The 25,837-nt window shown below is 59.4% G+C and carries 29 protein-coding genes; 13 read left to right on the top strand and 16 right to left on the bottom strand.

Translation table 11 applies throughout. The annotated features are described in order from the left end of the window. Positions 1–41 precede the first annotated feature (41 nt). The 8 genes from QM007_RS05335 (at position 42) to QM007_RS05300 (ending at position 7,153) form a co-directional block, all read left to right on the top strand. Complete coding sequence (locus tag QM007_RS05335) at positions 42–2,249, top strand: hypothetical protein (protein ID WP_283490875.1); 2,208 nt, start codon at positions 42–44, stop codon at positions 2,247–2,249. Between the two features lie 6 nt (positions 2,250–2,255). Beyond that, positions 2,256–2,507: a hypothetical protein gene (locus QM007_RS05330; RefSeq protein ID WP_283490874.1), complete on the top strand. Its 252-nt coding sequence runs from the start codon at positions 2,256–2,258 to the stop codon at positions 2,505–2,507. Then, positions 2,489–2,878: a hypothetical protein gene (locus tag QM007_RS05325; protein WP_283490873.1), complete on the top strand. Its 390-nt coding sequence runs from the start codon at positions 2,489–2,491 to the stop codon at positions 2,876–2,878. The genes QM007_RS05330 and QM007_RS05325 overlap by 19 nt, the downstream gene beginning before the upstream one ends. Further along, a complete protein-coding gene (locus tag QM007_RS05320) occupies positions 2,871–4,058 on the top strand; it encodes a hypothetical protein (RefSeq protein ID WP_283490872.1) in 1,188 nt (395 codons plus the stop codon). Before QM007_RS05325 ends, QM007_RS05320 begins: the two co-directional genes overlap by 8 nt. Continuing rightward, the gene (locus QM007_RS05315) at positions 4,055–5,290 is read left to right on the top strand and encodes an SGNH/GDSL hydrolase family protein (protein ID WP_283490871.1); all 1,236 of its coding nucleotides are present in this window, start codon (positions 4,055–4,057) and stop codon (positions 5,288–5,290) included. Before QM007_RS05320 ends, QM007_RS05315 begins: the two co-directional genes overlap by 4 nt. Then, positions 5,287–5,691: a hypothetical protein gene (locus QM007_RS05310; RefSeq protein WP_283490870.1), complete on the top strand. Its 405-nt coding sequence runs from the start codon at positions 5,287–5,289 to the stop codon at positions 5,689–5,691. Before QM007_RS05315 ends, QM007_RS05310 begins: the two co-directional genes overlap by 4 nt. 80 nt (positions 5,692–5,771) lie before the next feature. Next, complete coding sequence (locus QM007_RS05305; RefSeq protein WP_283490869.1) at positions 5,772–6,686, top strand: N-acetylmuramoyl-L-alanine amidase; 915 nt, start codon at positions 5,772–5,774, stop codon at positions 6,684–6,686. Positions 6,687–6,703: 17 nt separating this feature from the next. Continuing rightward, on the top strand, positions 6,704–7,153 hold the full coding sequence (locus QM007_RS05300) for a hypothetical protein (RefSeq protein ID WP_283490868.1): 450 nt from the start codon (positions 6,704–6,706) through the stop codon (positions 7,151–7,153). A 230-nt stretch (positions 7,154–7,383) separates the two neighbouring features. On the opposite strand, the gene nrdF is transcribed toward QM007_RS05300, so the two are convergent. From nrdF to QM007_RS05240, 12 genes are all read right to left on the bottom strand, one after another. Continuing rightward, positions 7,384–8,358, bottom strand: coding sequence for a class 1b ribonucleoside-diphosphate reductase subunit beta (nrdF, locus tag QM007_RS05295; RefSeq protein WP_237242228.1), 975 nt, complete (start codon positions 8,356–8,358; stop codon positions 7,384–7,386). Positions 8,359–8,467: 109 nt separating this feature from the next. Beyond that, entirely contained in the window at positions 8,468–8,905 is a 438-nt protein-coding gene (locus tag QM007_RS05290; protein WP_283490867.1) for a MarR family winged helix-turn-helix transcriptional regulator, read from the bottom strand. Between the two features lie 210 nt (positions 8,906–9,115). Next, positions 9,116–11,296: a class 1b ribonucleoside-diphosphate reductase subunit alpha gene (nrdE, locus tag QM007_RS05285; protein WP_502949082.1), complete on the bottom strand. Its 2,181-nt coding sequence runs from the start codon at positions 11,294–11,296 to the stop codon at positions 9,116–9,118. Then, positions 11,260–11,706 (bottom strand): class Ib ribonucleoside-diphosphate reductase assembly flavoprotein NrdI, encoded by a 447-nt coding sequence (gene nrdI, locus QM007_RS05280; protein WP_185174643.1) that lies wholly within the window; start codon positions 11,704–11,706, stop codon positions 11,260–11,262. The genes nrdE and nrdI overlap by 37 nt, the downstream gene beginning before the upstream one ends. A 113-nt stretch (positions 11,707–11,819) precedes the next feature. Further along, positions 11,820–12,053, bottom strand: coding sequence for a glutaredoxin-like protein NrdH (nrdH, locus tag QM007_RS05275; RefSeq protein ID WP_283490865.1), 234 nt, complete (start codon positions 12,051–12,053; stop codon positions 11,820–11,822). 495 nt (positions 12,054–12,548) lie between these two features. Further along, positions 12,549–13,631 (bottom strand): App1 family protein phosphatidate phosphatase, encoded by a 1,083-nt coding sequence (locus tag QM007_RS05270; RefSeq protein ID WP_283490864.1) that lies wholly within the window; start codon positions 13,629–13,631, stop codon positions 12,549–12,551. A 136-nt stretch (positions 13,632–13,767) separates the two neighbouring features. Then, positions 13,768–14,208 carry a hypothetical protein gene (locus tag QM007_RS05265; RefSeq protein ID WP_283490863.1) on the bottom strand — a complete coding sequence of 147 codons (441 nt, stop codon included), beginning with the start codon at positions 14,206–14,208 and terminating at the stop codon, positions 13,768–13,770. A gap of 165 nt (positions 14,209–14,373) precedes the next feature. Further along, the gene (locus QM007_RS05260) at positions 14,374–15,465 is read right to left on the bottom strand and encodes a 2,3-butanediol dehydrogenase (protein WP_283491006.1); all 1,092 of its coding nucleotides are present in this window, start codon (positions 15,463–15,465) and stop codon (positions 14,374–14,376) included. 215 nt (positions 15,466–15,680) lie between these two features. After that, positions 15,681–15,923, bottom strand: a complete 243-nt coding sequence (locus tag QM007_RS05255) for a hypothetical protein (protein WP_283490862.1) — start codon at positions 15,921–15,923, stop codon at positions 15,681–15,683. A gap of 144 nt (positions 15,924–16,067) precedes the next feature. After that, complete coding sequence (locus tag QM007_RS05250) at positions 16,068–17,504, bottom strand: glycoside hydrolase family 1 protein (protein ID WP_283490861.1); 1,437 nt, start codon at positions 17,502–17,504, stop codon at positions 16,068–16,070. Positions 17,505–17,531: 27 nt separating this feature from the next. Continuing rightward, on the bottom strand, positions 17,532–17,987 hold the full coding sequence (locus tag QM007_RS05245; RefSeq protein ID WP_283490860.1) for a 23S rRNA (pseudouridine(1915)-N(3))-methyltransferase RlmH: 456 nt from the start codon (positions 17,985–17,987) through the stop codon (positions 17,532–17,534). After that, on the bottom strand, positions 17,987–19,195 hold the full coding sequence (locus QM007_RS05240) for a class I SAM-dependent methyltransferase (RefSeq protein WP_283490859.1): 1,209 nt from the start codon (positions 19,193–19,195) through the stop codon (positions 17,987–17,989). The genes QM007_RS05245 and QM007_RS05240 overlap by 1 nt, the downstream gene beginning before the upstream one ends. Positions 19,196–19,381: 186 nt before the next feature. Here QM007_RS05240 and QM007_RS05235 point away from each other — a divergent pair, with 186 nt between their 5' ends. Further along, on the top strand, positions 19,382–20,086 hold the full coding sequence (locus QM007_RS05235) for a DUF4190 domain-containing protein (protein ID WP_283490858.1): 705 nt from the start codon (positions 19,382–19,384) through the stop codon (positions 20,084–20,086). Between the two features lie 65 nt (positions 20,087–20,151). Here the strand turns inward: QM007_RS05235 and QM007_RS05230 are convergent, their stop codons facing one another. After that, complete coding sequence (locus tag QM007_RS05230) at positions 20,152–20,331, bottom strand: hypothetical protein (RefSeq protein ID WP_283490857.1); 180 nt, start codon at positions 20,329–20,331, stop codon at positions 20,152–20,154. A gap of 68 nt (positions 20,332–20,399) precedes the next feature. After that, positions 20,400–20,576: a hypothetical protein gene (locus tag QM007_RS05225; RefSeq protein ID WP_283490856.1), complete on the bottom strand. Its 177-nt coding sequence runs from the start codon at positions 20,574–20,576 to the stop codon at positions 20,400–20,402. Between the two features lie 135 nt (positions 20,577–20,711). Between QM007_RS05225 and QM007_RS05220 the strand changes: the two genes are divergently transcribed. The 3 genes from QM007_RS05220 to QM007_RS05210 are packed head-to-tail and all read left to right on the top strand — an operon-like array spanning position 20,712 to position 22,881. After that, positions 20,712–20,960, top strand: coding sequence for a helix-turn-helix domain-containing protein (locus tag QM007_RS05220; protein WP_135013811.1), 249 nt, complete (start codon positions 20,712–20,714; stop codon positions 20,958–20,960). A gap of 5 nt (positions 20,961–20,965) precedes the next feature. Then, entirely contained in the window at positions 20,966–21,784 is an 819-nt protein-coding gene (locus tag QM007_RS05215) for a Clp protease N-terminal domain-containing protein (RefSeq protein WP_283490855.1), read from the top strand. Between the two features lie 8 nt (positions 21,785–21,792). Next, the gene (locus QM007_RS05210; RefSeq protein WP_349361502.1) at positions 21,793–22,881 is read left to right on the top strand and encodes an NAD(P)-binding domain-containing protein; all 1,089 of its coding nucleotides are present in this window, start codon (positions 21,793–21,795) and stop codon (positions 22,879–22,881) included. Between the two features lie 5 nt (positions 22,882–22,886). Here the strand turns inward: QM007_RS05210 and QM007_RS05205 are convergent, their stop codons facing one another. Continuing rightward, a complete protein-coding gene (locus QM007_RS05205) occupies positions 22,887–24,128 on the bottom strand; it encodes an MFS transporter (RefSeq protein WP_283490853.1) in 1,242 nt (413 codons plus the stop codon). A 40-nt stretch (positions 24,129–24,168) separates the two neighbouring features. Here QM007_RS05205 and QM007_RS05200 point away from each other — a divergent pair, with 40 nt between their 5' ends. After that, positions 24,169–24,921, top strand: coding sequence for a hypothetical protein (locus QM007_RS05200; protein ID WP_283490852.1), 753 nt, complete (start codon positions 24,169–24,171; stop codon positions 24,919–24,921). Between the two features lie 445 nt (positions 24,922–25,366). Here QM007_RS05200 and QM007_RS05195 read toward each other — a convergent pair whose 3' ends face one another. Beyond that, entirely contained in the window at positions 25,367–25,774 is a 408-nt protein-coding gene (locus QM007_RS05195) for a dienelactone hydrolase family protein (RefSeq protein ID WP_283490851.1), read from the bottom strand. Between the last annotated feature and the right edge of the window lie 63 nt (positions 25,775–25,837).

Below are 25,837 nucleotides of genomic sequence, written 5' to 3'. Positions count from 1 at the left end.
TCTCTGTTTGAAGTAACTGCCAAGATTGTGGAGGTAGGCTAATGCTCCCCGGCAACTACAACCCCGGCCCGGCCATTGAGGCCAAACTCCGCATCTACGTGAACGGCACCGAACGCCCCCACCTATCAGCAACCTACGGAATCGACTCCACCGCAGGACTACCCGACGCCTTCATCCAAGGAGGCACCGGCATCACCTCAAGAACCGGGACTGTCACATGGGCCCCAGATAGCGTCATAGAAGCCAACCCATTCCAGCCCATCGGCGAAACCCGATGGACACCCCACCGCGGGGACACCATCATCATCGAATCAACAGTCGAAGGAGCCACCTACCGCGAATTCACAGGCTACATCGGAGAAACCACCTACAACCTCACCCGCAACACAGCAACCAGCAAGATCACCGACGGCCTCGGCGACTTCCTTGCCCAAAAAGTCACCATCAACCACCAAGGCAACATCCAAGGAATCTTCCCCGCCTGGCAAGCATACCGGGCACTCACAGCCGCCGGCCTCGGCGTCCTACCCCCAGTCAGCGCCTCCACTGTCTTGCACGCAAACCATCAGGTTTACACCAGCATCGCAGAAGTAGGCTCAACCACCGGGCGCTTCATGCAAGGCGACTCCTACGGGCTACACACCATGAACCTAACCCACAGCCCTTCCACATCCACCATAACCGGCGACGTCTTCGCCATCACCCGCTGCGCCAAGGCCTTCGACACCACATTCCGCCTCAAAATCGACGGAACCTGGTACCACCTAACCTTCTCCCGCGCAGCAAACGAATACCGCCTCAGCAAAGGCGGAACCCGTATCCTCACTGCACCACGAGACCCAGCCGACACCGACCCTCTACCCATCATGGCCCTCACGATTGGAACCGGACACATTAGACTCTGGACCTCTCGGAAAACCAGCGTAAAAACTGAAATCCAGAACTCACGAACAGCCTTTACCCGCTGCGAGACCGTCAACACCCCAGGGATCTCTGTAAGATACCTCAGCGACCTGGCTATGCAGCAGCAGACCATCGAGCGTCTCCACCACTCACCGGCCGCCCACCACCTCATCGTTTCTCGTGAAGAGCAACAGAAGCAAAAAGGGGTGCGCGGTTTTGAGGCGGTTGAAGCAAAAACCGTGCTGCAAAGCTTTTGCGAAGCGACCATGAGCGCCCTAGCCATGGATGAATACGGTGTACCGCGGTTGTGGGCACGCGAAGTATTCCTCGCAAACCCCACAACACAGAACATCAAGGTATCAGAACGGGTCTTTGCAGGGTCCTTCACCACCGGCAGAGATAAAACATACGGGCGTGTGGAGGTCTCATACCAAGATTCCTACATCACCTCCCAGGGGTACGCTAACACCCAGGGAACTCTCGCCTACCAGCCCGATAACCGACTCGAAATCACCCTGGGAGAAGAGCTACAAAGCATTATCACCGTCCCGGCTGAGCAGGATTGGCACGGCGTTGACCTTAACATGAGGCCGGTCATCGATGCCAGTGACGGGGAGGATAACCGAGCCGCATTCAACCGCCCAGTCGGATCATGGTGGGGCATCTGCTTTGAAGACCCGCAGTATGATGGCGAGATGCGCTGGACCGGAGCAGGATTCGAAGATATCTCCGGAAAGATTGAGCAAATCGGCCAGCGAGCGTACAAACTCACGCACCTGGTTACCGGTGGCCAGCCACACTGGAAGTACTATCTCACCTCCCCCACCTTGGGAGTGGATGTCATACGAGCTGGCAACCGCGGCGTCCCTCTCCCCATGATTCGCTGTGACTTCATCACTACCTGGGTGGACTCTCTGGTGCAGTCAGTGGGGTACGGCGGTTCTGCCCTCACCTTCTCTCACGATGCATCTTGGTGGCTCACCAAAGCAGAAGCCCAGCTCCTTGCTAGAACGCTCGCTGAGGAGATGCGAACTGAGCGAGTGACCTTCGATATGCTCCCTATCCTGTGGGACCCCCGCATCCAGCTCTTTGACAAGCTCACCATCACCGGACAAGACCACGATGGGAACGACACCTGGGAAGTGGAAGCCCTGGTCACAGGTAAAGACATCGAATGGGATGGGGGCGTTCCGAGCATGAAGATTAACGTGGCTGCGCTAGAGCTTACTGACTTGCGCTCCGGTAAGTCGTACCGGACCCTGGGCTCTGTTTACTCGGCTTACCGTGATGTCCCCTCTACCAAAACCTATGGGCAGGTCTATGATGCGCTGCCTGGGAAGGCATAAGAAATTATGGCAACATCCACCCCCAACTATGGTTGGCCGGTCCCTCAGTCACCTGACCCGGCCCAAATTCCCAAGGACATGCTGAACCTTGCTATCCCCATTGACGCAATCGTCAAGGAGTTCTCAGACCGACTCGAAGCGCGAGAAAATGTCTTTATCACTCACGAAGGTGAAGGGGCCTACACGGTAGCCAATGGACTGGGTGAGGCAGTGCCTGTGAAGTCTGATGGTGACGGTACATGGCAGGTGCTTCTATGACCCTAGTAGCCGGAACCTTCTGCCTTCCCTACGGGCCTGGCGGGTCTTCTGCTGCAACTGGCACCGTGACATTTACTCAAAGCGTCCTTTCATATCGACAGGGCGCTATTTTTCTACCCACCTCTGTCGTCTCGCCTATCACTGATGGGCAGATGGAACCGGTAGAACTATCCCCTGGGCTCTGGAAAGCCTGCATTACCTCTGAGCATCGGACTTTCACCCTTCCTACTGTTGCGGTGGAAGGTGAGCAGGTGCACCTTACAGCGGATGCAGCTGCCGGGGATGGCACCTACTTTTTGACTCTAGAGAAAGACCAAGCTATCGCTCACGTGGGCGATGGCTCCTACGAGATTGGACCAAAGAATGGCTAACGTTATCAAGGGCTTGCTGCCGAGCGGCAAAGCCCCCTCAGTGCTGAAAGCTGAGATTATCGAGCTTGTGAAGGCCGAAGCACCGGCTCCTGACCTTTCGCCCTATGCCACTAAGGAAGAGCTAGCGAAAAAGACCATCGGCATACCCATCTTCCAAACCCTAGCAGAGGCCAAGGCCTGGGAAGCTCAGAACCCGGGTAAGGTCGCACTGACCCTTGAAACCTCAGCCCCAGATACCGTGCCCCCAAAGTTCCCTGCTGGGGCAGCGTTCTCAGTAGACCCTGGCATGACCACGGCGACCCTAACCCTATCTGCAGCTGCTACCGATGACCGGCGCATTGAAAAATACCAGGTGCAGCTACCGGGTTCATCAGCCTGGGTGGACGCTCAGATTCTCTCACCTACCACTTTGAAGATTAGTGGCTTGGCCCCATCCACCGCCTATGATTACCTTGATTTGCGGGCCGTGGATGCAGGCGGAAACCCCTCGAATGTCATCCGCTCTATGGGAGGCTTTACCACCTTAGCGACCCCGCCGGTAGCGTACGAGGAGACTCTGAAGACCCTGGCCCCAAAGATTTATATCAAGGGGTCACCGGCTACCAATGCCGGCACCCAAGGCGCTCTCTCAAATGTTTCACTTTCTGCCCCTGAGACCAGCGCCGCACTAGGCGGGTATGTAGCCTCCTACACTTTGACCAAAGGCAGCAACAACACCCTTAAGTGGCAGACTAAGCCAGAGAACGGCATGGCTAGCACCACCTGGTCTTATTCCTTTATTCTGCGGGTAAACCAAGCTAATGCGATTTCTAACGCTATCCTGGCTTTCCCAACTACCCTCAGGCTGCGAACCCCGCACTCACCGGATGCACCACAACCTGCGATTATCGAGATTACAGGCACCAGTACCCCGCTATGGCGAGCCGAGACAGCATCGATTTCCTCACCGGTCACTGTACACGTGGGCGTGGAATGTGACGGGTCAGCAACCCGCTACTACCTAAACGGCGTCTTGAAGTTTACTGGCCCGGCGCGAGCTGAGGGGCAGTCCGTACGCTGGTTCGGTTTCGATTCAGGGGCCTGGGTCGATTACGACGTCGCGGGCCTGGCCTGGGATAGCAAGGCCTGGGGTTCAGCCGCCTTTGCGCAGCTGGCTAAGGACGCCGGGGTGGGAGCGTGAGCTACACCACCCAAGGTTCAGTGACCCCGCTCTACTTAACAGACGGGGCAGCCCCGCCGGTCTACCTGACCACCGGGCAGCAGGTCATCAACCGAACAGGCAGTACTGCGGAAGCCCCGGTGGTTGATACATCTACCCTGACTGCCACCGCCAAGCAGGTCGCTAAGCTCACCATCATCAACGGCGTTTCAGCTAGTAAATCACCTGATGGTGGTGAGACCGCCATCTGCCGTGTCACTTTCGCCTCTGACGCAACGAATCTGCGCTTTTGGCTACGGGCTCTACCGGCTGGCACCCGGGGAACCTTCCACCTAGGCGGCGGGGTCTACCCCCTCCAAGCCGCCGGAAACACGGTCATGGCCGGTGATGTACTCACCGACCCTCTCGCTGATATCGCGGTGGCCGCTGGCACCTCAGCAGAGGTTCGCCTCTTCTTCCCTGCGGGGTCGGCGAAATCAGTGACCAAGGTGCCCATGGAAAAATCTGGCTTCCTGGCCGGAGAGCACCTGGTGGCAGGTAGTTTTAGCGCTTCTGCTGCCGCTACCTTCTCCCCCTACGGGGTCCTAGGTGACACCACCGAGGGAGCCCGCTCTATCATGTGCGATGGTGATTCCATCCTGACCAAAGATTGGCACCGCTCTGTACTGGTAGGGGCCGGATTCGCGGTTTCTGACCGCGGTGTATGGGGCATCCAGGTCAATTCTTGGGACCCGCTTTTCGGCGGAGCCTTGGCCCGCTCACCGTGGGATTACTTCCTCTTCGAGCTGGGAACCAATAACTCTGGCGCCCCTCAGCCTGCCACCTTCCAGAAAGCAATCGACGCGATGTACAGGTACGCTGACGCCGGCGCCTTGGGGGCCCAGACTACCCTGCTGCCTCGCTCTACCTCCACTGATAGGTGGGCCACCGTCGAGGGGCAGACCCCCAGTATCTCCCCTGAATGGCGCGAGGATTGGAATGCTTGGGTGCGTGATGGCTCCCCAGTAGATTCTCAGCGGAAATGGGTGGCACCTGGCACTCCTGGTGCTCTTCGTGCAGGGGACCCCGGGCATATGCTGGCCTTCCCTTGCTTTGATTTGGCTGCGTCGGTTGAAGTGCCAGCTGCTGGGGCGCATGTGTGGGCTGCAGGGGCGCTGACTGATGATGGGACTCACCCGACTGATGCGGGTGTGGCTTTGATGCGGAGCGCTTTTGGCCAGTATGTGGCCAGGGTATGGGGAGTGGCTCAATGAGTCTTCCTCCTATTCCTCCCGAAGCTTGGGCCCTGGTGGGCGTTGCCGTCACCGCTATCGGTGGTTTCTCTGGAGCTCTGATGACGGCCTGGGCGCAGCGGGGCAAGACCAAAGCCGATGCATCAGGAGCCCTGGTCGATAACCTTCAAGAGGAGGTCGCCGAGCTACGCGCCGAAGTGCGCAAGCTACGCGATGAAGCCGCGAAAGCTCATAAGGAGATGCATGAGGCCAAGACCGAGGCCTACGCTATCAAGGACGCCGCCCGCCTGCATATCTCCATGAGCGCGGCCTACATTTACCAGCTGCGTGCGCACATCGATACCGAGCAGCCACCGCCTGCGCCGCCTATACCTGAAGAGCTAATCCAGCTGATGCCGGATTTCCTCAAGCCGCCTCAGTAGGTGGCTTTTTCTTTACCCAAAAACAAGCGCCCCTTGGCCCATCAACTGAGGGGCGCACCCATTTAAAGAAAGGAGGCAATATGGCCACAACCTTCAAGCCCGACAGTTCGCTGGTCACCTCGACCGCACTCTCGCCGAACAGAACCGTGACCAACGGCCGCTACGCGCGTCTCGTCTGTCTTCACACTATGGAGACCGACGAGCATGCCACCGTGGCTGAAGCTATCGGCGCCGGCTGGTTCCTCAACCCCACAGCGATGGCCTCAGCCCACTACAACGTCGACAACGACAGTATCGTCCAGGGGGTGCCCGAGAAGGACATGGCCTGGACAGCGCCAGGCACCAACGAGGACGGAATCCAGATTGAGCAGGCAGGCCGGGCTGCCCAGACCACCGCCCAGTGGAATGACGCCTACAGTGCTGCCCTGCTGGAGAACACCGCCCGTCTGGTCGCTGATATCTGCCGACGCAATAATATCCCGCCGGTCAAGCTCACCGATGCCCAGCTTGCAGCAGGCGCAAAGGGAATCATTGACCATGCTCAGGCGTCCCGCGTCTACCGGATGAGCGACCATTGGGACGTCGGCACCGGGTTCCCCTGGGACGCTTTCATGGCGAAGGTCCAGGGCTACTACAACGGGGGCACCGCTTCTGCAGGGCTCCCCGCCACCACCACTACCGTTACTACCTCTACAGATTGGTTTGATATGGCTACCAAGGCAGACCTCGAAAACGCTATCTTCCATAGCCCCCGTTCCGAATGGGGCGGCCGCACCCTCACCGAAATGCTGCAGGACAACAACCGCGACACCTACAGCACCCTGCGCATGGTGCGCCACCTCTTCAACCTCTACCGCCTGGGCATCCCCGGCGTCATCACCGATGGCACCTTCGGGCACAAGATCCGCTCAATCTTCGGTTACGACGAAGCCAAACAGGCCCCGTCCCGGGTAAAGGAATTTGAGAACGACAAGCGCGGCCTCTTCCGCTGGTAAGAAAGGAGAAGAAGCAAATGGCTACTTTGACCAATCAGACCCGCAAACGCACCGTGGGCTCAACCACCGCTTTCGCAACCGGCGGCACCGCCCTTGGTGGGGCGGTGGCCACCATCATTCACGAGCTGCTGCTACCTGACCTGACCGCTAACGGTGCTTTGGCGCTGGGTGTGGTTTGCTCAGCCCTGCTCGCGCTGGCTGGCGGATGGCTGGCTCCGTCTTCGAAGGCTGAGACTGAGGCTTACTTGGGTTCTGTGCTGGCTATGGCTCGGCAGGGCGACCACGGGCGGCTTAGTGCCGTCCAGCCCGCCCAGCCTCCAGCGGTCGAGCAGGTAGAACCTGCAACAGCAACTGAACAGGAACAGCCGGCTAAAGAGCCTGAGCTGGCCGAGATCCCTGACGGGTACGAACTGGTCGACACCGCGGGAACTGAGTACAGCAACCCGGCCTATGCCCTAGGTAAGTAGGCAAAAAAATAGCCCCTCACCGCTCCCCTAGTTTGGTGGTGCGGTGAGGGGCTATTTTTCCGTACTTGATTAGGCAATACATGGTAAAAAGGGGTTCAAAATTTCACTTTGAACCCCTTTTTGAACCCCTTTAGCTATTACAGCTCGTGATTCCTCGTTGTCACGACCTCGAAAAAACCCTTATTTTTCAAGGTTTTATGACCGCTCATAACCACCTATGACCTATATCGCTAAAAGTCCCAGTCCTCATCTTCCGTGTTTACGGCCTTGCCGATCACGTAGGAGGAGCCGGAGCCGGAGAAGAAATCATGGTTCTCGTCGGCATTGGGTGAGAGGGCCGAGAGAATTGCGGGCGACACGTTGGTGACGGAGGCGGGGAACATTGCCTCGTAGCCCAGGTTCATGAGTGCCTTGTTGGCGTTGTAGTGCAGGAATTTCTTGACGTCCTCGCTCAGACCCACGCCGTCGTAGAGGGAGTGGGTGTAAGCTACTTCGTTCTCGTACAGTTCGTAGAGCAGGTCGAAGGTGTAGTCCTTGAGCTCTGCCTGGCGCTCAGCGGTTTCCTTTTCGAGGCCGCGCTGGTACTTGTAGCCAATGTAGTAGCCGTGCACAGCCTCATCGCGAATGATCAGGCGGATCAGGTCGGCGGTGTTGGTGAGCTTGGCGCGGGATGACCAGTACATGGGCAGGTAGAAACCTGAGTAGAAGAGGAAGCTCTCGAGCAGGGTTGAGGCGACCTTCTTTTTGAGGGGGTCATTGCCCTGGTAGTAGTCCATGACGATGCGGGCTTTCTTCTGTAGGTGCTCGTTTTCGGTGGACCAGCGGAAGACCTCGTCTATTTCCTTCGTGGAGGCCAGGGTTGAGAAGATCGATGAGTAAGACTTAGCGTGTACCGACTCCATGAAGGCGATGTTGGTGTACACGGCCTCTTCGTGGGCGGTGACGGCGTCGGGCAGCAGGGAGACAGCGCCGACGGTGCCCTGGATGGTGTCGAGCAGGGTCAGGCCGGTGAAGACGCGCATAGTTAGCTGCTTTTCTTCTTCGGTCAGAGTCTTCCAGGACTGCACATCGTTTGAGAGCGGCACCTTTTCGGGCAGCCAGAAGTTAGCGGTCAGACGGTCCCAGACCTCAAGGTCTTTTTCGTCTTCGATACGGTTCCAGTTGATGGCTTCAACGTGGTTGACCAGTTCGACCTTCTCACTCATGGTGATGGGTTCTCCTCATGTCGGGTTGGTGTGGTGCCTGAAATAGGCTTGATTCTATTCTTTCACCGTTGGGCGGTTTTCGCACCAGCGGCTCGGTTTGCTTAATATCTCAGGGGCGGACGCCTGTACCCGCTTCCTCTTGTAGGGCGGCTTGGCGTTCTGCTTTGGTTTCCCTATCGACGAGGCGGCGTAGTAGCGGCAGGGCCGCAGCAAGCTGCGCGGCCTCGTCCGCGGTGAGTATCTCGTCGGCTCGTTCTACAATCCAGCGGTCGCGGCGGCTGATGATGGAGTCAATGGTGGCACTCCCCTGGTCTGTCAGGTAGAGCTCCTTGCGGCGCTTGTCGTGCAGGTTTTTACCCGATGCGATATAGCCTCGGCGCAGGAGTGAGGCCACGATTTTGTTCATGGACTGCGGGGTCATGCGCTGAAAGCGGGCCAGTTCAGCACCGGTTTGCCGCGGGGCAGCCTGGAGCTGGGCGAGCACGGTTTCCTCTGCAAATGAGAGGGGCGAGTGCGAGTCGGTCTCGTTCCTCAGTCGTCGATGCATTCTAAACACCGAATACCTTAAGGTACCTGCCTGCTCATATGAAAAATTTTCCAAGGGCACCAGCCTAAAATAATCAGTTTAACTTATCAGTTATATAGATTATATACCGAGATAAAGAAAGCCCGCCACCCCAACACAAGATGACGGGCCCGCCCAGCCGGGGCGGGCGTCCGCGCCTTATCAGCGCAACACCCTACCCCGCCTCAGGCCTTAGAGCATGCAGCTGACGCAGCCCTCAACCTCGGTACCCTCAAGAGCCATCTGACGAATACGTGAGTAGTAGATGGTCTTGATACCCTTACGCCAGGCGTAAATCTGGGCCTTGTTGACGTCGCGGGTGGTGGCGGTGTCCTTGAAGAAGAGGGTCAGCGACAGGCCCTGGTCGACGTGCTGGGTGGCAACGGCGTAGGTGTCGATAATCTTCTCGTAGCCAATCTCGTAGGAGTCCTGGTAGTAGTCCAGATTCTCGTTATCCATGTAGGGAGCCGGGTAGTAGACACGCCCCAGCTTGCCTTCCTTACGAATCTCAATCTTCGAAGCAATGGGGTGAATCGACGAGGTAGAGCCGTTGATGTAGGAGATAGAACCGGTCGGCGGAACAGCCTGCAGGTTCTGGTTGTACATACCGTGCTCAGCAACATCGGCAGCCAGCTGCTTCCAGTCTTCGGCGGTGGGCACGGTGTGACCGGCAAACAGCTCGCGGGCGCGTTCGGTCTCAAAGTCCCAGGTGCCGTTGATGTACTTCTCGAAGTACTCCCCCGAGGCGTATTTAGACTTCTCAAAGCCTACGAAGGTCTCCTTGCGTTTGCAGGCAATTTCCATAGAGGCGCGAATCGCGTGGTAGGTAACGGTGTAGAAGTACATGTTGGTGAAGTCCAGAGCTTCTTCAGAACCGTAGTAGACGTGCTCACGGGCAAGGTAGCCGTGCAGGTTCATCTGCCCCAGGCCCACAGCGTGGCTCATGGAGTTACCGCGCTCGATGGAAGGAACCGAGGCGATATCAGACTGGTCAGATACGGCAGTCAGAGCGCGGATGGCGGTGCCGACGGTCTGACCCAGGTCGCCGCCGTCCATGGCCAAGGCGATGTTCAGGGAACCCAGGTTGCAGGAGATGTCCTTACCAATGGTCTCGTAGCCCAGGTCAGCGTTGTAGACGGAGGGCTCTGAAACCTGCAGGATCTCAGAGCAGAGGTTAGACATGATGATCTTGCCGTCAATGGGGTTGGCCTTGTTGACGGTGTCTTCGAACATGACGTAGGGGTAGCCAGACTCGAACTGAATCTCAGCCAGGGTCTGGAAGAACTCGCGGGCGTTGATCTTGGTCTTCTTGATGCGGGCATCGTCGACCATCTCGTAGTACTTCTCGGTGACGTTGATGTCTGAGAAGGGTACACCGTAGATACGCTCAACGTCGTAGGGTGAGAAGAGGTACATGTCCTCGTTCTTCTTGGCCAGTTCGAAGGTGATATCGGGAATCACAACGCCCAGTGAGAGGGTCTTAATGCGGATCTTCTCGTCGGCGTTCTCGCGCTTGGTATCGAGGAAGGAGTAAATGTCGGGGTGGTGGGCGTGCAGGTAAACTGCGCCTGCACCCTGGCGGGCACCGAGCTGGTTGGCGTAGGAGAAGGAGTCTTCCAGCAGCTTCATCACGGGGATGACGCCTGAGGACTGGTTCTCGATCTTCTTGATGGGGGCTCCGGCTTCGCGCAGGTTGGTCAGGGCGAAGGCTACGCCGCCGCCGCGCTTGGACAGCTGCAGGGCTGAGTTGATGGAGCGGCCGATGGACTCCATGTTGTCTTCGATGCGCAGCAGGAAGCAGGAGACCAGTTCGCCGCGCTGCTTCTTGCCGGCGTTGAGGAAGGTGGGGGTGGCAGGCTGGAAGCGGCCGGAGATGACCTCTTCAACAATCTTGGTTGCCAGAGCCTCGTCGCCTTCTGCCAGCAGCAGGGCGACCATGACCACGCGGTCCTCGAAGCGTTCAAGGTAGCGCTGGCCGTCGAAGGTCTTCAGGGCGTAGGAGGTGTAGAACTTGAAGGCGCCCAGGAAGGTGGGGAAACGGAACTTCTTAGAATAGGCCAGCTTGGAGAGGGACTTGACGAAATCGAAGGAGTACTTATCAAAAACCTCGGGCTCGTAATACTGGTGCTTGACCAGGTAGTCAATCTTCTCTTCCAGGTCATGGAAGAAGACGGTGTTGTTGTTGACGTGCTGCAAGAAGTACTGGCGGGCTGCCTGACGGTCTGCTTCGAACTGAATCTGGCCGTTCTCATCGTAGAGGTTCAGAAGGGCGTTCAGCTCGTGATACCCCATGCCACGGTATTTCTCGGGGGTGCTCGGATCCTCGTGACCGGGTTCTACGCTGAGGCCGGGTACAGGGAGTTTTGAATCCAAAATTTTTCCAATCCTTCTTGAACGGTTTCTACATCTTCTTCGGTACCCATGAGCTCAAATTTGTAGAGTACGGGCACGTGGCATTTGGCGGCGACTTTGTCTGCTGCTACGCAGAAGAGGTCACCGAAGTTGGTGTTTCCCGCGCCGATGACTCCTTGCAGGAGTTCCCGGTTGTGGGGGTTGTTGAGGAACTTCACGGCCTGGGGCGGTATGGAGCCCGCTCCCCCGGGTCGCCCGTAGCTGGGGACACACAGCACGTAGGGCCCGGTGACCTGTGGTGGGTCTTCACTGGTCTTCAGCGGTAGCCGTATGTTTTTTATTCCGGTCTTCTGCACGAACTTGTGGGTGTTCTCTGAGACCGATGAAAAGTAGACGATGGTGGGCTGGCCGGTGGTATCTGTAGTGTCCATGGGGGCTGGTGCCTGGATCTAGTCGTGGTGGGTGTGTGCGCGTGGCGCGGGTAAGAAAAGGCCCGGGTGCGTACGCCGGTGGGCGGCGGGTGCTCCCGGGCAGGGGTCAGCGGTTAGGCTGCTGCGCTGGCCAGGGCGTTGATCTTGTCGGGCTGGAAGCCTGACCAGTGGTCTTCACCGGCGATGACGACGGGGGCCTGCAGGTAGCCCATGTCCTTGATGAGTTCGAGGGCTGCGGGGTCCTCGGTAATGTCAACGGTGTTGTACTGGACGCCGAGCTTGTCGAGAGCGCGGTAGGTCATGTTGCACTGGACGCAGGCAGGCTTGGTGTACACCGTAACGGTCATTGGGGTATCTCCTTGGTGTCCCGCGCGGGGCGGGAGGTTTCTGGCATAGGGGGCTCTTTTCGAGCCGGTGTGGGGTTGGGCGGCGGTTTTTCTCTTGTCGCCCGAACCGAGATTTAATACTACATCTAGTGTTTGGGGAGCGCACCTAACCCTACATAGTGTGGTCTGTTACGAAATTTTTTAAAATCGGTATCTATCCACAGCCCTTCGGCGCGTTTGCGGGCTTTAAAGAAGTTATCCACATTAAGGGCTACTTGAGGCGGGGTTGAGGGTGGCGTGTGACCTTAAACCCGCGGGCCTGTCTATACCCCTGGGGCTTAAGACCGGACGTCCCGCGAGATATCAGGGCTGGGGCTTTCAACCCTAAATTGAGCCTTGAGTCTTAGGGGCCGTGTGGGGCGATTTTTTAAGGTTTTTTACCGGGGTGTGTCGTGCGAAAGGGGCACCCTGCCAAGCTTGACAAGGGTGCCCCTTAAGGTGTTTAAGCGCGACTATTTAGACGAGCCCGCGTTCCTTGAGCTGCTCGTAGAGGGCGGTGCCGTCGTTGCCTTCAAGCCAAAGATCGCCCTTAGTGATATCGCGAGCGCGGTTATCACCCCAGACACGGCCTGATGAGAGCACGGATTCGCCGAAGGTGAGGTTGCGAATGAGGATAGCTTCAACGTTGTGGGGGTAGCGGACGGCAAATCCGTTGTAGATTTCGGGGTCGCGTTGGCCGTCGTCGCCGATGAGGATCCAACGGATATGGGGGAATTCGGTGGCGAGGCGTTTGAGGGTGTTGACTTTGTGTTGGGAGCCGGAGCGGAACCAGCGATCGGGGGTGGGGCCCCAGTCGGTGAGGAGGAAGGTGCCTTTGGGGTAGCCGTTGCGGTGGAGGAAGCGGCGGAGGGTGGGGGTGACGTTCCAGGCGCCGGTGGAGAGGTACATGAAGGGGGCGGTGGGGTGGGCTCGGTGGAGGCGGTCCATCATGACGGCCATGCCGGGGGTGGCGGAGCGGGCGTGTTCGTTGAGGACGAAGCTGTTCCAGGCTGCGACGAAGGGCCGGGGTAGGGCGGTGTTCATGACGGTGTCGTCAACGTCGCAGATGATTCCGATGGTTTGGTCTTCGGGGACGATGTAGACGCTGGTGATGGCGGGTTGGCTGCCGGGGGTGGTGATGGTGACTTGGTGGGTGCCGGGTTCTAGGGTGATGTTGAGTTTGACGTCTACGACTCCTCCGCGGTCGGCGTGGACGCGGTGGTGTTGGCCGTTGATGTGGATGTCGATGGGGGCGTGGGAGATGGCGACGGAGGTGAAGGAGCGCCAGCCGCGCACGGGTTCGATGGTGGGGTCGCCTTTTTCGACGGAGTCGAAGAATTCTTCGAAGAGGTCGGTTTTGTAGAGTGCGCGGCCGAGGATGCGCACCCATTCTTGGGTGCCGTAGCCGACGCTGGGTACGATGACGGGTTCTAGGCCGTGTTTTTGTGCTTGGCGTTCGCGGTAGGAGTGGATGCTGTCGCCGATGCGGTAGCCGATGTTGACGGCTTCGTCGGCTGCTTCTGCGACGATGGTGCGGATTTCATGTGCCCCTGTGGTCATAGCCTTAGTTTTTCATATTTGGGTGGTTGGTGCATGGTGTGACACCAGCGGAGGTTCGTTCGTGATCAGCGGTTCTTAAAGAAATGAGGTGGGCACCGCCTTTGGTGCCCACCTGTGTGTGGTGTGTGGTTGGGTTTTAGTCGATGTTGAGGACGCAGGTGGCGCTGCCGGTGCCGTCTGCCTCGTTGGCGTGGTTGACGTGGTCGCCTTCTTCGAGGGCGTAGCCGGTGCCCTTGATGGCGCAGAAGACTTCAGCTTCGGGGTCTTCGGCGGTGACGGAGACACGAATCTGTGAGTCTGAGAGGTCTGCGAGGTTGTCGTAGGTGAGCTTGTAGAAGGCTTTGCCTTCGAATTCAGCCTGGTTGCCGTCGAAGTTCATCTGGTCTTGGTAGACGGTGATGGTTGCGGGAACCTCTGCGCCGTTGTGTTCGGCAGTTACCTCGATGGTGATATCGTCGCGGCCGCCCCAGCCGTCAGTTGCTTCGATGCCCATGCCGGGTACGATGGTTTGCGCGCAGCCTGCGAGCAGGGCGGTCGCCGCAAGCGCGGATACTACGGTAACTTTTTTCTTTGCCATACATAAAAATATAGCGTCTTCACAGACTCTTAGGGTAATGCTACGCGCCGGTGGGCGACAGTTTGTGGCTAAAAGTCTTGATGAGAGGTTGGGGGATGTAGTGGGGGCGGGCACTCTCTGGTGTGAGGGTGCCCGCCCGGGGTGCGGCGTCCTGGTGGTTGTGGACTAGTGAGCGTTCTCTAGTCGCTCAGGGTCGGTGGTGACCAGGATTTTGACGGCGGTTTCGTTGCGGTTGATGAGGGTGTCGAAGCCTTCGTCGATGAGGTTTTCGAGGGCGATTTTGCCGGTGATGAAGGGCTTGAGGTTGATTTTGCCTGATTCGACCAGCTTGATGGTGTCGGGGTGGTTGTTGACGTAGGCGATAGTGCCGCGCAGGTCGACTTCCTTGAGGACGAGTTTTTGCATGTCGAGCTGGGCGGGCTTACCCCAGATGGAAACCACCACGATAACGCCCTGGGGTTTGATAGCGTCGAAGAGGGTATCGAGCACGACGTTGACCGAGGTGCATTCGAAGGCGACGTCGGCGCCGCGGCCGTCGGTGAGTTTTTTGACTTCTTCAACGACGTCTACCTTGGCCGGTGAGAGGGCGTAGTCGGCGACTCCTGCGTCAAGGGCCTTCTGACGGCGCAGGCTGGAGAGTTCGCTCATGATGACGGTTGCGCCCTGGGCTTTGAGGACGGCTGCGGTAAGCAGGCCGATGGGGCCCGCGCCGCCGACAAGGGCGACGTCCCCGTCCTTGACTCCCCCGGCTCGTTCAACGGCGTGGTAGCCCACGGTGAGGGGTTCGATGAGGGCTGCTTCGTCGAGGGGGATGTCTTTGGAGATTTTGTGGACCCAACGGCGCTTAACGGCGATCTTTTCGGCAAGGCCGCCGCCGCGTCCGGCAAGTCCGATAAAGTTCATATCCTTGGAGAGATGGTAGTCCTTGTTGCCAGGGCCGGTTTCTACATCGTCGCGCACAATGTAAGGTTCAACGACGACATGGTCGCCCACCTCTAGGTCGGTGACGCCTTCACCGAGAGCTTCTACGACACCGGAGAATTCGTGGCCCATAGTGACGGGGGCGGTTTCGCCGGAAATGGGGTGCGGGGTGCTGTGGGTGGGGCAGAAAATGGGGCCGTCGAGGTATTCGTGAAGGTCAGTGCCGCAGATGCCGCACCAGGCTACCTTGATGAGGACTTCACCAGCGCCTGCGGTGGGTTCGTCGATGTCTTCGATGCGGATGTCTTTGTTGTCGTAAAAGCGGGCTGCCTTCATGGGAGTCATCACCTGTTTCGATAAGAGGTCTCCCCCGCCACCTGGCTGAGCTGGTAGCGAGGTTTGGTCGTCTATGACCTCTTTCATCCTATCCCCGCAGCACCTGCTTGTGGCGCCAGTTACGCCATATGCTGCAGCCAGGTCTGCCTCATCGGAGCTATCAACCAGAAGCTGGGCCGGGGACGTCCAGACCTGCCAGTTCTCTGCCAGCACGACTAGGAGCCGCTACTGGTGGTGTGGGAGGTTGAACCGGTGGTGCTTGAGCTGGTACCGGTGCTGGTCTCTGTTGCACTGGGTGAGGTCTGCTCAGTTACGGGGCTGTTGGCAGTGGCCGTTTCAGTACTCTGCAGGTCTCCATAGGTTTCTACTGCTACTGCGGCAGCCCCCAGGGTAGAGGTGGCTACTAGGCTGGCACCTGCCAGGTGGGCTACAAGCTTGCCGCGGGTACGTGTTTGCATAGGGTTGGACTCCTTAGGTTTTTCTCTTGAGTCTTAGCCTAGGGAGCAGGTATGCGCGGGAGTTTTATCCAACCTATGAGCAACCTGTGAAAGTTTCAGAAGAAGGCTTTGCCTCACCTGCTGGGCAGATGAGGCAAGGCTGTCTTAAGAAATAAGGTGCTCAGATGAGAGCGGGTTATGCAGGGAGCGGCCATTGGTGGCAATCACCTGCTGGTACCAGTCAAAGGACTTCTTGCGGTAGCGTGCCATGGTGCCTGAGCCGTCGTCATTCCGGTCTACATAAATCACCCCGTAGCGCTTAGACATCTGGGCGGTTGACATTGATATCAGGTCAATGCACCCCCACATGGTGTAGCCCAGCAGGTTAACGCCGTCCGCCAGGGCCTGCTCCACCTGGAGCAGGTGCTCGCGCAGGTAGCTAATCCGGTAGTCATCCTCAACCGTGAGTCCGTCCGGCCCACCTTCCACCAGCTGGTCCTTGGCGCCCAGGCCATTTTCGACGATGAAGAGGGGCTTGCCCCAGCGATCCCAGAAGTCGTTAAGCACCAGACGCAGACCCACCGGGTCAATCTGCCAACCCCACTCAGAAGCTTCTAGGGTAGGGTTGGGCACTCCCCCGATGATGTTGCCCTCACCGGTATCTGCGGCCCCCGCAGTTTCGCACACCGACATGTAGTAGGAGAAGGAGACAAAATCAACCGTATGCAGCAGGTCGCGGCGGTCCTGCTCGGTAATCTCAAGCTGCACCCCCAGTTCCCTGAGCTTACGGAGAAAGTAGCCGGGGTAGGTGCCGCGGCAGTGTACGTCGCCAAAAACATAGTCATCGCGCGAGGCTACCTGGGCAGCCAGCACATCTGCCGGGTCGGGTGTTAGCGGGTAGCGGGGAACAGCCAGAATCATGCAACCCACCCGATTCTGCCTATCAATCTCGTGGGCCAGGCGGGTGGCACGGGCTGAGGCAACCAGTTCGTGGTGCACCGCCTGATAAAGGCGCTGCGGCCCAATCTCATCAGGCGTTCCTTCAAGCCCCGAGAAGAAAGGAAAGTGCAGCACGGAGTTAATTTCATTGAAGGTAATCCAGTAACGCACTCGGCCTGCAAAATGGGTCATCACGGTGCGAGCGTACCGCTCAAAGAAATCAACCACCTGCCGGTTAGCCCACCCACCGTATTCACGGGCCAGATGCAAAGGGGTCTCGTAGTGGCTGAGGGTCACCAGCGGCTCAATCCCGTGGCGCAGCAACTCGTCAATAACCCGGTCATAGAAGGCCAGACCCTCGGGGTTGGGCTCAGCCTCGTCCCCGCGCGGGAAAATCCTTGACCAGGCAAAGGAAAGGCGGAAGACCTTAAAGCCAAGTTCAGCAAAGAGGGCGATATCGTCTGCATAGCGATGGTAGAAGTCGATGCCCTCAAGCTTGAGATTATCGGGGGTCGGCTGGGCTGTGGGGGCGGACGCAAGCCCCCGCGCCAGCACGTCCTGCACGCTCAGCCCCTTACCACCTTCAGCATAGGCACCCTCAATCTGGTTGGCGGCCGTTGCGCCACCCCACAAAAATCCTTCAGGAAAACTCACCGGGGGCATCCTTTCTCTCTAAAATCTTCTTTCAGCCTACACGTGGTGATAGGGGCGGCCAGCGGAGATTTCACCGGCCCGGTAAATCTGCTCAGTAATAATCAGGCGTACCAGCTGGTGGGGGAAGACCAGGTCCGAGAGACTCCAGATGGTATTGGCGCGGGCCCGCACCGAATCGTCCACCCCGTAGGCCCCGCCAATCACCAGCACTACCTTCCTAAAACCCAACTGGGCTTCCAGCAGGCGAGCTAGGGCTGGAGAGCTCAGCATCTTACCGCGCTCATCGAGCAGCACCAGGTAGTCATCACGATCGACCTTTTCAAGAATGCGGCGGGACTCCTCAGCCCGGGCGGCTTCTTCTGCCAGGGACGAGTGGGGCAGGTACTGCCAAGTAATATCCCAAGGCTTGCGCAGGCGGGTTTCGTAGCGGTCGATGCCGTCTTTGACCCACTTTTCGTGTTTCTTGCCGATAGCAATAATTTTGATGGTCATTAGTTCTCCTCAGTCAGGGGTGCACGGGCTGTAAGAACGGTGAAGGTGGGGGTGCGTTCTAGTTGCCGTACCTGTTCGAAGCGCTCTTCGACCTGTTGGCGATAGCGGGCGTGCGAGTTATGCACCAGGTAGAGCTGCCCACCGGGGGCTAACAGGCGCAAGGACGCATCGAGCAGGGGGCCCACCAGGCTCAGATCAACTGTGGTTCCGGTGTGGAAAGGCGGGTTGAGCATCACGATGTCGGCTGAGCCCTGCGGCAGGCGGGAACCGGCGTTGTCCCAGCTCACCTGCATCCGGGCGTCCTGCCCCAGGTTAAGGACAGCCGAACGGGCGGCGTCCACGTCAAGGTCGGTGGCCCAAACCTGGGCAACCTCTACCCCGGCAGGCAGGTGCTCTAAGACCTCGAGGGTCACCGACCCGTTGCCGCACCCCAGATCAACCAGTGTGAGCGGACTGTCGGGCACCTGGTTGTCCAGGTCGGTAAGGACGCTCGCGGCCAGCAGCTGCCCACCCCGGTCAGGCTTGCCACCGGAGAAGACACCGCCGACAGCATGTAGGGGCCCGGCGGGGCGAGGGGGCTCAGATGCCGGAGACGGCGCTGTAGCGAGTAGGCAGCGGTGCTTGCCCTTACCTCGCAGGCCTCGCACCTGCCCGAAACTGCGGCCCAGAGTCTGGTTGAAGCTGGTGCTCATATGCTTGGTATTGCCGCCCAGAATCAGGGTGGTCTCACTCCCCTGCTCAGCCTGATACCGCGCTAAATCATGGGCGAGGTCGGCGAGCGCGGCGTGACTCTTGGGTAGGTGGCCCAACACCAGACTGCCCTTAAAGTCGTGGTGGGTTAGGGCACGGTAGAGGCTAAAGGTGTCTGGTGTTACCTGCCCCTGGGCATCTAGCCCGGCCAGGGTAAGGTGGGCGGCGGCGCCCGTAGCATTTTCTGTGAGAGTGCGGTGCAGGGTCAGGGCGTCTGCGTAGGAGCGTTGGCGGCTGATCACCCGGTGGTTGCCGGGAGCGGTGTGCGCTAGGGCCCAGAAAGTTAGGGCGCCGGTGGGATCATCAAGGACGAGTATGTCACCGGCAATAGCGCCAGCGGGGCCGGATGCAGAGGCGGCGTCTGCGAGGATAAGCCGGTCAAGGGCACTTGCCGCGCCTGCGCTCAGTGAGTCGAGGGGCACGAGCTGGGTGAGGTAGTGGGTACTAGTTGTGGGCACCCCTCTAGTATCTCACGGGCGGTAAGGGGTCTAGGTGGGGCGGTGCGTCCACAGAGTGAGATACCGGGCCAACGAGTGGCGCTAGGGGGCCGCACTCCCGGCTTCTCTATCAGTCCGCTGATAAAATGCTGGGAGTAGGGCACCCAGACCCTGCCCACACCATACACCTGAAACGAGTAGATTGACATGAGCGAACAGACGCCTTCCTCCTACCCCGCACCCAACTACAACACCGACCCCTACCAGCAGCAGGCACCCCAGACAGAGAAGACCAATACGCTGGCAATTCTCAGCCTCGTTTTTGGTTTCCTGGTGAACATCGTCGGTATCGTGCTTGGCTTTGTTGCCCTCAACCAGATTAAGCGCACCGGCGAGAAGGGCCGAGGCCTGGCCATTGCCGGTATCGTCGTGGGCTTCATCAGCCTGATCAGTGGCATAATCTTCGCGATTCTCATGCTTGCTGGGCTCAACGAGGTTGCCAAGTCCGCAGCTGCCTACGAGTCATCGGCTGCCACTGCAAGCTCGTCATCCGCGAGCGCTCTGGCTACCGAAGAGGTCAGCGAGGAAGCCTCAGAGGCCGCCGACGATGCCTCCTCAGTAGCATCAGATACCGAAACCACCGCTGCCCTTGACCCTGCCTCCCCCTACTGTGTTGCTCTCGATGAGTTCCTGGTTGCCTCTGATGATATCCAGCAGGATGCCACCACCTTAGATGGTTACTTGGCCTCGCTGACCAAACTTCGCGACAATGCTCCTACCGAAGAGATGCGGGCTTCGCTGACCACCGCTATCGATGCTGTCAATGCCTCTGATGCAGCTACCTTTGAGTCTGCCCTGAACGAGGTTGTGTTCGGCCTGGGCCTGGACGCCGTCAACTGCGGCATCGAATAAACCCCGACTAACCCCCACAACAACAAGGGGCCCCGCACCGTCACGGTGCGGGGCCCCTTTGTGGTTTAGGCGGTCATCTTAACGGTTGCCTGCTGGGGTGCTACCAGGGGCATGGGCTCGTATTCAGCGCGCAGGGCTCGCAGGCGGGCCACGTGGGCGTGAAGGGCCTTATCTTCATCGGTAGTGGGCGTGAAGGGGCGGGCCGGTAGGGGCTGGCCGTCAAGATTGGTTGCCATGTAGGTCATAGAGGCATGGATAGCTAGGGGTAGCTAGTCGTGGCGTTCCTTCGGGTTGCCGGCGCGCAGGTGCGCCATCACGCCCATGGACCGCGCGTCGGTGCGTACCAGGCGGCGGCACAGGCGTAGGCGGCATTGTCGATCCATTCAAGCACGCGTCCACCGTACACCCCGGCTGAGCCTGCGATGATGACGTCGGTGGGTGCTGCGAGAAAACGTAGGGTGATGGAGGGCTGCGGGGCAAGCTGGGCCATAGCGGATTTCTTTCTGGTGCTACGTGATTGTTATGTCGTACGGCAGGCGCTGCGTTGCACCGAGCTGTGTCTCACCCTAAGAAAGATGTTAACCATGGTTGACACCTTTCTCATTTAGCAACTAAAGTTGACACCATGGAGCTCCCCCAAACCACCCAGCAGGCAGCAGATACCACAGACCCCCGGCGGGGCCTTCTCGCCATTGCTGCCCTGCGCTCGCTAACCGACAATCTTGAACACCAGCAGGTCGAAGCAGCCCTGCGCACCGGTATGAGTTGGCAAGCTATAGCCGACTGTCTAGGGGTGAGCAGACAGGCCGTTCACAAGAAATATGCCAAACGCATCGACCCCACCATTCCCCTACCGCGCAGAAAGGCGCCCTAGCTACCATGAGCACCGCTTCGAAATGGGCCGACTACCTAGCCATAATGACCGCAGCCCGTACCGCCGCAGCAGCCCGCGGGGCAGCCCTCATCGACACCCAAGACCTCTTCATAGCCCTCACCCTCGATGCGGGTACAACAGGGGCAGCCCTGCGTAGCCGCGGGGTCACCGAAGAGAAAGCCCAGCAGGCACTGGCTTCTCTCGAATCATCCCTCCTTGCCACCTTGGGCATGCAGGAGGTGCCTGCGCGCCAGCCCCTGCCCAACCTCGCCGGTTTCGACTTCACTGACCGAGCCCAGAAACTCCTGCAGCAGGCCATCACCCCGCAGGCTCTTGCCCTAGCGCTCTTGAGCGAACCCACCGGCGTCATCACAGAAGCCCTTGAGCGTTGCGGGGTAAGCTCCGAGCAGGTTCGCGAAAACCTCAACCTCAGTGCTGAGAGCATAGGCGATTCAGTGATAAAGGAGCAGGCCGGGGTATCTAGTGCGGGCGGCACGCAGCTAGGAACAACCCGGCAGACCCAGCTCACCCACACCTCGGCTGACTACCGGGTAACCTATGAGTTAGGTTTCCCCCAGCAGCGGCGGTTCAACACACAGCTCATTGAGGTTACCCTGCTCCCCCAGGATTCAGGGACCCTCGCTCAGGTAACCAGCAGCTGGCTCCGCGCGCCCGAGGCAAACCTGCCCCGCTCTCTGCGGTTGCTGCGCCGTCCGCTCAGTGCCGCAATGCGGCCCTTAACCCGCTGGACCACAACCATCCAGGCCAGCACCCTTGCCGAGCAGCTCCGCGCTGCCGCTACACGCTCCGCTCCCACTTCCTAAGGATGCCCATGGAAAGTATGATTCGCCAGGCCACCGTCATCGTCATCGGCGGCGGGCAGGCTGGCCTCTCGGCCGGCTACCACCTAGCCCAGCGTGGCTACGCCAATGCCCTGACCCAGCCCACAGCCCCGCTCACCTACGTCGTCTTTGATGCTGCTGAAGGTCCCGGTGGTGCCTGGCGCCACCGCTGGGACTCCCTGACCATGGCCACCGTCAACAACATCTTCGACCTCCCTGACTTTCCCCGGCCCCAGGTGGAGCTAACCCAACCCAGCAAACGGGCCATCCCCTCCTACTTCGCCGACTTCGAGGCAACCCAACAGCTGGCCATCGCCCGGCCGGTCGCCGTCCTTGGCGTTACCAAGACTGGCAACCCCGACCTACCCTTTGAACTCGCCACCACCAACGGCACCTGGCAGGCAGCAGCAATCGTCAATGCCACCGGCACCTGGAATAACCCCATCTTGCCCGCCTACCCGGGGCAGGCGTCCTTTCAGGGGCGGCAGCTGCACACCCGCGATTACGTGAGGCTTGAGGACTTCACCGGCCAGCGGATCGCGATTGTTGGCGGCGGTATCTCAGCGGTGCAGCAGCTGGAGGAAATCTCGCGGGTTGCCACCACCTTCTGGTACACCCGACGCGAACCGGTCTTCCGCGACGCCGAGTTCAATACCGAATACGGGCGCGATGTGGTAGCCCGCGTTACCGCCGACGCTGAGGCCGGGATCCCCACCGGTTCGGTCGTCAGCTACACAGGTCTGGGGTGGACGCCCTACGCCCGGGCCGCCAAAGCCCGCGGCGCCCTGAACCGCCGCCCCATGTTCAGCAGTATCGACGCAACCGGCGTGATTGAGGCCGACGGCAGCCACACCGACCTTGACGCTATCCTGTGGGCTACCGGGTTTAAACCGGCGCTCGCCCACCTTGACCCGCTGCATCTGCGCAACGAGCTGGGCGCCATCCAGATGGACGGTACCCAGGTAGCCGCCCAGCCCCGCCTGCACCTCATCGGTTACGGCCCCAGCCAATCGACGGTAGGGGCTAACCGGGCTGGGCGCGTAGCAGTGCGCAAGCTGCACCGGCTCTTGACCCGTTAAGGTCTTTACGCGCGCACAGAAGCTGGCCGGGCTAGCACCAGTGAGGGCAGCAGCGCCAGGGCTGCGATACAGGCGAGCGCCGGGAAAGAGGTTGCCGCCATAATGAAACCCGAGGCCAGGGCAGCGGTTGCAGCCCCCAGATTGGTGAGCGAATCCAGGCCACCTGCTGCCCGGGTGCGGCTTTCAGTCGGCAAGGACGCCGCAAACAGGGAGGACGCCGCCACGAAGGTTGCCGACCAGCCCACACCCAGCAGGATCAGGCTAGCCACCATGGCAGGTGTGCTGTGAGGGGCAAGGGCGCCTAACGCTACAGCCAGAGTCAACAGGGCAGTGCCGAGCAGAATCATGGTGCGCTCCCCCAGCCGGTCTGCGCCCAGCCCCATCAGGGGAGACAGCCCGTACATGCCCAGCACGTGCAGGCTGATGGTCAGGCCGATGATTTCGATGCCTGAGCCCTGATGGTTCATGTGCACCGGGGTCATGGTCATCACTGAAACCATTACCATGTGCGCCCCCAGCAGGCTAATGGCCGCGAAGCGGGCCTGCCTGTTGCCCGCAATTTCGCGGATGAAGGCCCCGATTTTTGCACCCAGGGTGGGCTTCTTTGGGGCGGACGCCTGTTCCCCCTGCCCCGCGGTAGACAAGCTGTGTGCGGCGTCCTTTTTATTGCCTGGCAAGAGGGTGAAGACCAGCAGGGTCGCGGCGGCCATAGCGATAGCCGCCAGAGCAAAGGCTGCACTGTAGAGGTTGATGCCCAGGGATGGCGCGAGCGCGGCAGCCGGGGCGCCAATGTTGGGGCCGAGCACAGAGCCGATAGTGCCAACCCAGACGATGAAGCTGAGGGCTGAGCCGCGGTTGGCGTCGGTGGCATGGTCGGTTGCCGCGAAGCGGGCTTGGAGGGCGGCGGCGGAGCCTGCTCCCATGAGAAGTAGGCCGAGGGTTACCAGGGTGATGCTTGCGGTGGAGGCGGCGAAGGCCAGCAGGGTGGCGCCGAGGGTGGCGGTGGCCCAGCCGGTGGTGAGGGCGGTGCGGCGGCTGGTGCGGGCTGCAAGGTTGGCTAGGGGTATGCCGAAGAGGGCGGCCCCGAAGGTGGAGGCGGTGCGGGCGATTCCAGCTAGTGCCTCGTTCTGGGTGACCTCGCTGGCCAGGAGCACGCCAATGGAGGGGGCTGCTCCTACGCCGATGGTTCCAAAGACCTGGGTGAGGGCCAGGGCCCAGAGGACGCGGCGCTGCTGGTGGGTGTTCATGTTTATCTATTCTAGGGTCGGCTATGGGTAGACTGGGCTCATGTCTGAGCTCCTAGATTTTCTCACCCGGGGTCAAGCGGAAAACCTAGTGAACCATCTTCAGAGTGTAGAACCTGAAGAACGCATGCAGGTGTTGGCCCCGCTCAAGCCATTGGCTCAAGTCGTGTTGAGGGGTGCGCCGGGAGAAATGTCCCAGCAGTGGTACGGCCCGCTCACTGAGGAGCACCGTCACGCAGCTGATGTTGTTGTGTTCCCTGATGTGGATTCTTTGCTGCGGCAGGTGCCTTTGTCTCATCGGTTCATTAGGGAGTCGATACCTGAGCTTTTTCCGGGCGCCCTGGCTCAGGTTTTTGAGGCATGGAGCGGGCTCTACGTCAAGGCTCCAAAAAACTATGACAGGAGGGCAGCTATTCTCCGAGCCGCCGAGTGGTTTGATGGGCGTTATGACGTATCTCTACCCGCTTCGCGCGAGGCTGGCTTCGTTTTCTTCACTGGTCGTTTCCACCTGGGGTGGGTGTATGACGTGCTAGTGCAGAACCCGTTGGAGTGTCGCCACATGGTGAGGGCGGTTTTCCTGGGACCAAGCGCGAAGGGGCTTTCCTTACGGCAGGCCGATGAGATCCGCCTGCCGATTCACACCGTTCGGGAATTCCTGCTACCAGCACTGTGTCAGGCTGAAATTCTTGACCGCACCGAGGTCAGAAACTGGTGTGAGATTGCCTTAGCGAGCAAGGAGCATAGCGCTTTTGAAAAGGTATGGTTCCGGCAGGTTTTAGACGCACAAACTGAATAAACTGTCTGCGGTGGAAACACTGGTGTTTCTTCTTGTGGTCTCCGCTGACAACAGCTATAAAACACCGCCCCTCAGCACCTTTGTTTTTCGCTACTATGAAGAGCTATGACCCCTACCCTTTGGCTTTCCCTCGTCGCTGCCTGGTAATTTCTTTAACCCCGGGGGCAGGTGCGGTCAGCACCATGACAACCTCCCTGCTGCACGGCTGGAAGAAGGCCTTTTTCACGGTCATGGGGCAGCAATACGCGAGCAGCGCATACCGCTTACACTGGAATACCCCCAACCCAACGCAGAAACCCAGGAATCCATTTCTGATTCGCTTGCGATGGAAAAGGAGGGTACCAGTAGATTTAAGAATGCCCAGGACATGTTTGATGACCTAAGAATCTAACGTGGCAAATGCCGGTGACTGGCTTTTAATCTGGAGAACAAGCAAAACTCACGCCTATTTCCTGCGAACAGGAACACACGACGACCTCTTTTGAACTATCATGCCCTTTATAAGGGCAAGCAGGCCCTGGACGCGGGCGTCCGTCTGAGCCAGGGTCTGGGCGACCATTGCCCCGAGAGATACCCCGGCCACCACAAAGGGCCCAGTGAGTGCCGCTACGGCAGCCTGCGCGCGGGCCAGTACCTGCTCGTGGGTGAGCTCCCGGTAAAAGGCCATCCCTTCTTCGATCGTGGTAAAGCGGTGCCCGTTGTAGAGGTCCGGGGTGGTCACTAAATGCCCGGCTTGAGCCAGGCGGTCAGCGAGCGATCGGACGCCGTCCGTCAGCCCCGCGGCGTGATGGAAGAGGACGATGGTGATCATGGGGACCTTTCGTGGGTGGTCTTTCTCACTATGGTAGCCCACACGGTGCCCACTACTCCTCAACGGGCCTATGCGCCGTAAACTGGGGTAGACCGTCCTATCTAG

Origin of the sequence: Rothia sp. SD9660Na, assembly GCF_030064065.1 — a bacterium.
In the GTDB taxonomy this organism is placed as follows: Bacteria; Actinomycetota; Actinomycetes; order Actinomycetales; family Micrococcaceae; genus Rothia.
The sequence above is the reverse complement of the archived record's forward strand: the minus strand, read 5'-3'. Positions and strand labels throughout refer to the sequence as shown.

What these genes read in the sequence shown, in the direction of transcription:
- QM007_RS05335 (WP_283490875.1), top strand. Translation starts at nt 42, where the DNA reads ATGCTCCCCGGCAACTACAACCCCGGCCCGGCCATTGAGGCCAAACTC.
- QM007_RS05330 (WP_283490874.1), top strand. Translation starts at nt 2,256, where the DNA reads ATGGCAACATCCACCCCCAACTATGGTTGGCCGGTCCCTCAGTCACCT.
- QM007_RS05325 (WP_283490873.1), top strand. Translation starts at nt 2,489, where the DNA reads ATGGCAGGTGCTTCTATGACCCTAGTAGCCGGAACCTTCTGCCTTCCC.
- QM007_RS05320 (WP_283490872.1), top strand. Translation starts at nt 2,871, where the DNA reads ATGGCTAACGTTATCAAGGGCTTGCTGCCGAGCGGCAAAGCCCCCTCA.
- QM007_RS05310 (WP_283490870.1), top strand. Translation starts at nt 5,287, where the DNA reads ATGAGTCTTCCTCCTATTCCTCCCGAAGCTTGGGCCCTGGTGGGCGTT.
- QM007_RS05305 (WP_283490869.1), top strand. Translation starts at nt 5,772, where the DNA reads ATGGCCACAACCTTCAAGCCCGACAGTTCGCTGGTCACCTCGACCGCA.
- QM007_RS05300 (WP_283490868.1), top strand. Translation starts at nt 6,704, where the DNA reads ATGGCTACTTTGACCAATCAGACCCGCAAACGCACCGTGGGCTCAACC.
- nrdF (WP_237242228.1), bottom strand. Translation starts at nt 8,358, where the DNA reads ATGAGTGAGAAGGTCGAACTGGTCAACCACGTTGAAGCCATCAACTGG.
- QM007_RS05290 (WP_283490867.1), bottom strand. Translation starts at nt 8,905, where the DNA reads ATGCATCGACGACTGAGGAACGAGACCGACTCGCACTCGCCCCTCTCA.
- nrdI (WP_185174643.1), bottom strand. Translation starts at nt 11,706, where the DNA reads ATGGACACTACAGATACCACCGGCCAGCCCACCATCGTCTACTTTTCA.
- nrdH (WP_283490865.1), bottom strand. Translation starts at nt 12,053, where the DNA reads ATGACCGTTACGGTGTACACCAAGCCTGCCTGCGTCCAGTGCAACATG.
- QM007_RS05270 (WP_283490864.1), bottom strand. Translation starts at nt 13,631, where the DNA reads ATGACCACAGGGGCACATGAAATCCGCACCATCGTCGCAGAAGCAGCC.
- QM007_RS05265 (WP_283490863.1), bottom strand. Translation starts at nt 14,208, where the DNA reads ATGGCAAAGAAAAAAGTTACCGTAGTATCCGCGCTTGCGGCGACCGCC.
- QM007_RS05260 (WP_283491006.1), bottom strand. Translation starts at nt 15,465, where the DNA reads ATGAAGGCAGCCCGCTTTTACGACAACAAAGACATCCGCATCGAAGAC.
- QM007_RS05255 (WP_283490862.1), bottom strand. Translation starts at nt 15,923, where the DNA reads ATGCAAACACGTACCCGCGGCAAGCTTGTAGCCCACCTGGCAGGTGCC.
- QM007_RS05250 (WP_283490861.1), bottom strand. Translation starts at nt 17,504, where the DNA reads ATGCCCCCGGTGAGTTTTCCTGAAGGATTTTTGTGGGGTGGCGCAACG.
- QM007_RS05245 (WP_283490860.1), bottom strand. Translation starts at nt 17,987, where the DNA reads ATGACCATCAAAATTATTGCTATCGGCAAGAAACACGAAAAGTGGGTC.
- QM007_RS05235 (WP_283490858.1), top strand. Translation starts at nt 19,382, where the DNA reads ATGAGCGAACAGACGCCTTCCTCCTACCCCGCACCCAACTACAACACC.
- QM007_RS05230 (WP_283490857.1), bottom strand. Translation starts at nt 20,331, where the DNA reads ATGACCTACATGGCAACCAATCTTGACGGCCAGCCCCTACCGGCCCGC.
- QM007_RS05225 (WP_283490856.1), bottom strand. Translation starts at nt 20,576, where the DNA reads ATGGCCCAGCTTGCCCCGCAGCCCTCCATCACCCTACGTTTTCTCGCA.
- QM007_RS05220 (WP_135013811.1), top strand. Translation starts at nt 20,712, where the DNA reads ATGGAGCTCCCCCAAACCACCCAGCAGGCAGCAGATACCACAGACCCC.
- QM007_RS05215 (WP_283490855.1), top strand. Translation starts at nt 20,966, where the DNA reads ATGAGCACCGCTTCGAAATGGGCCGACTACCTAGCCATAATGACCGCA.
- QM007_RS05210 (WP_349361502.1), top strand. Translation starts at nt 21,793, where the DNA reads ATGGAAAGTATGATTCGCCAGGCCACCGTCATCGTCATCGGCGGCGGG.
- QM007_RS05205 (WP_283490853.1), bottom strand. Translation starts at nt 24,128, where the DNA reads ATGAACACCCACCAGCAGCGCCGCGTCCTCTGGGCCCTGGCCCTCACC.
- QM007_RS05200 (WP_283490852.1), top strand. Translation starts at nt 24,169, where the DNA reads ATGTCTGAGCTCCTAGATTTTCTCACCCGGGGTCAAGCGGAAAACCTA.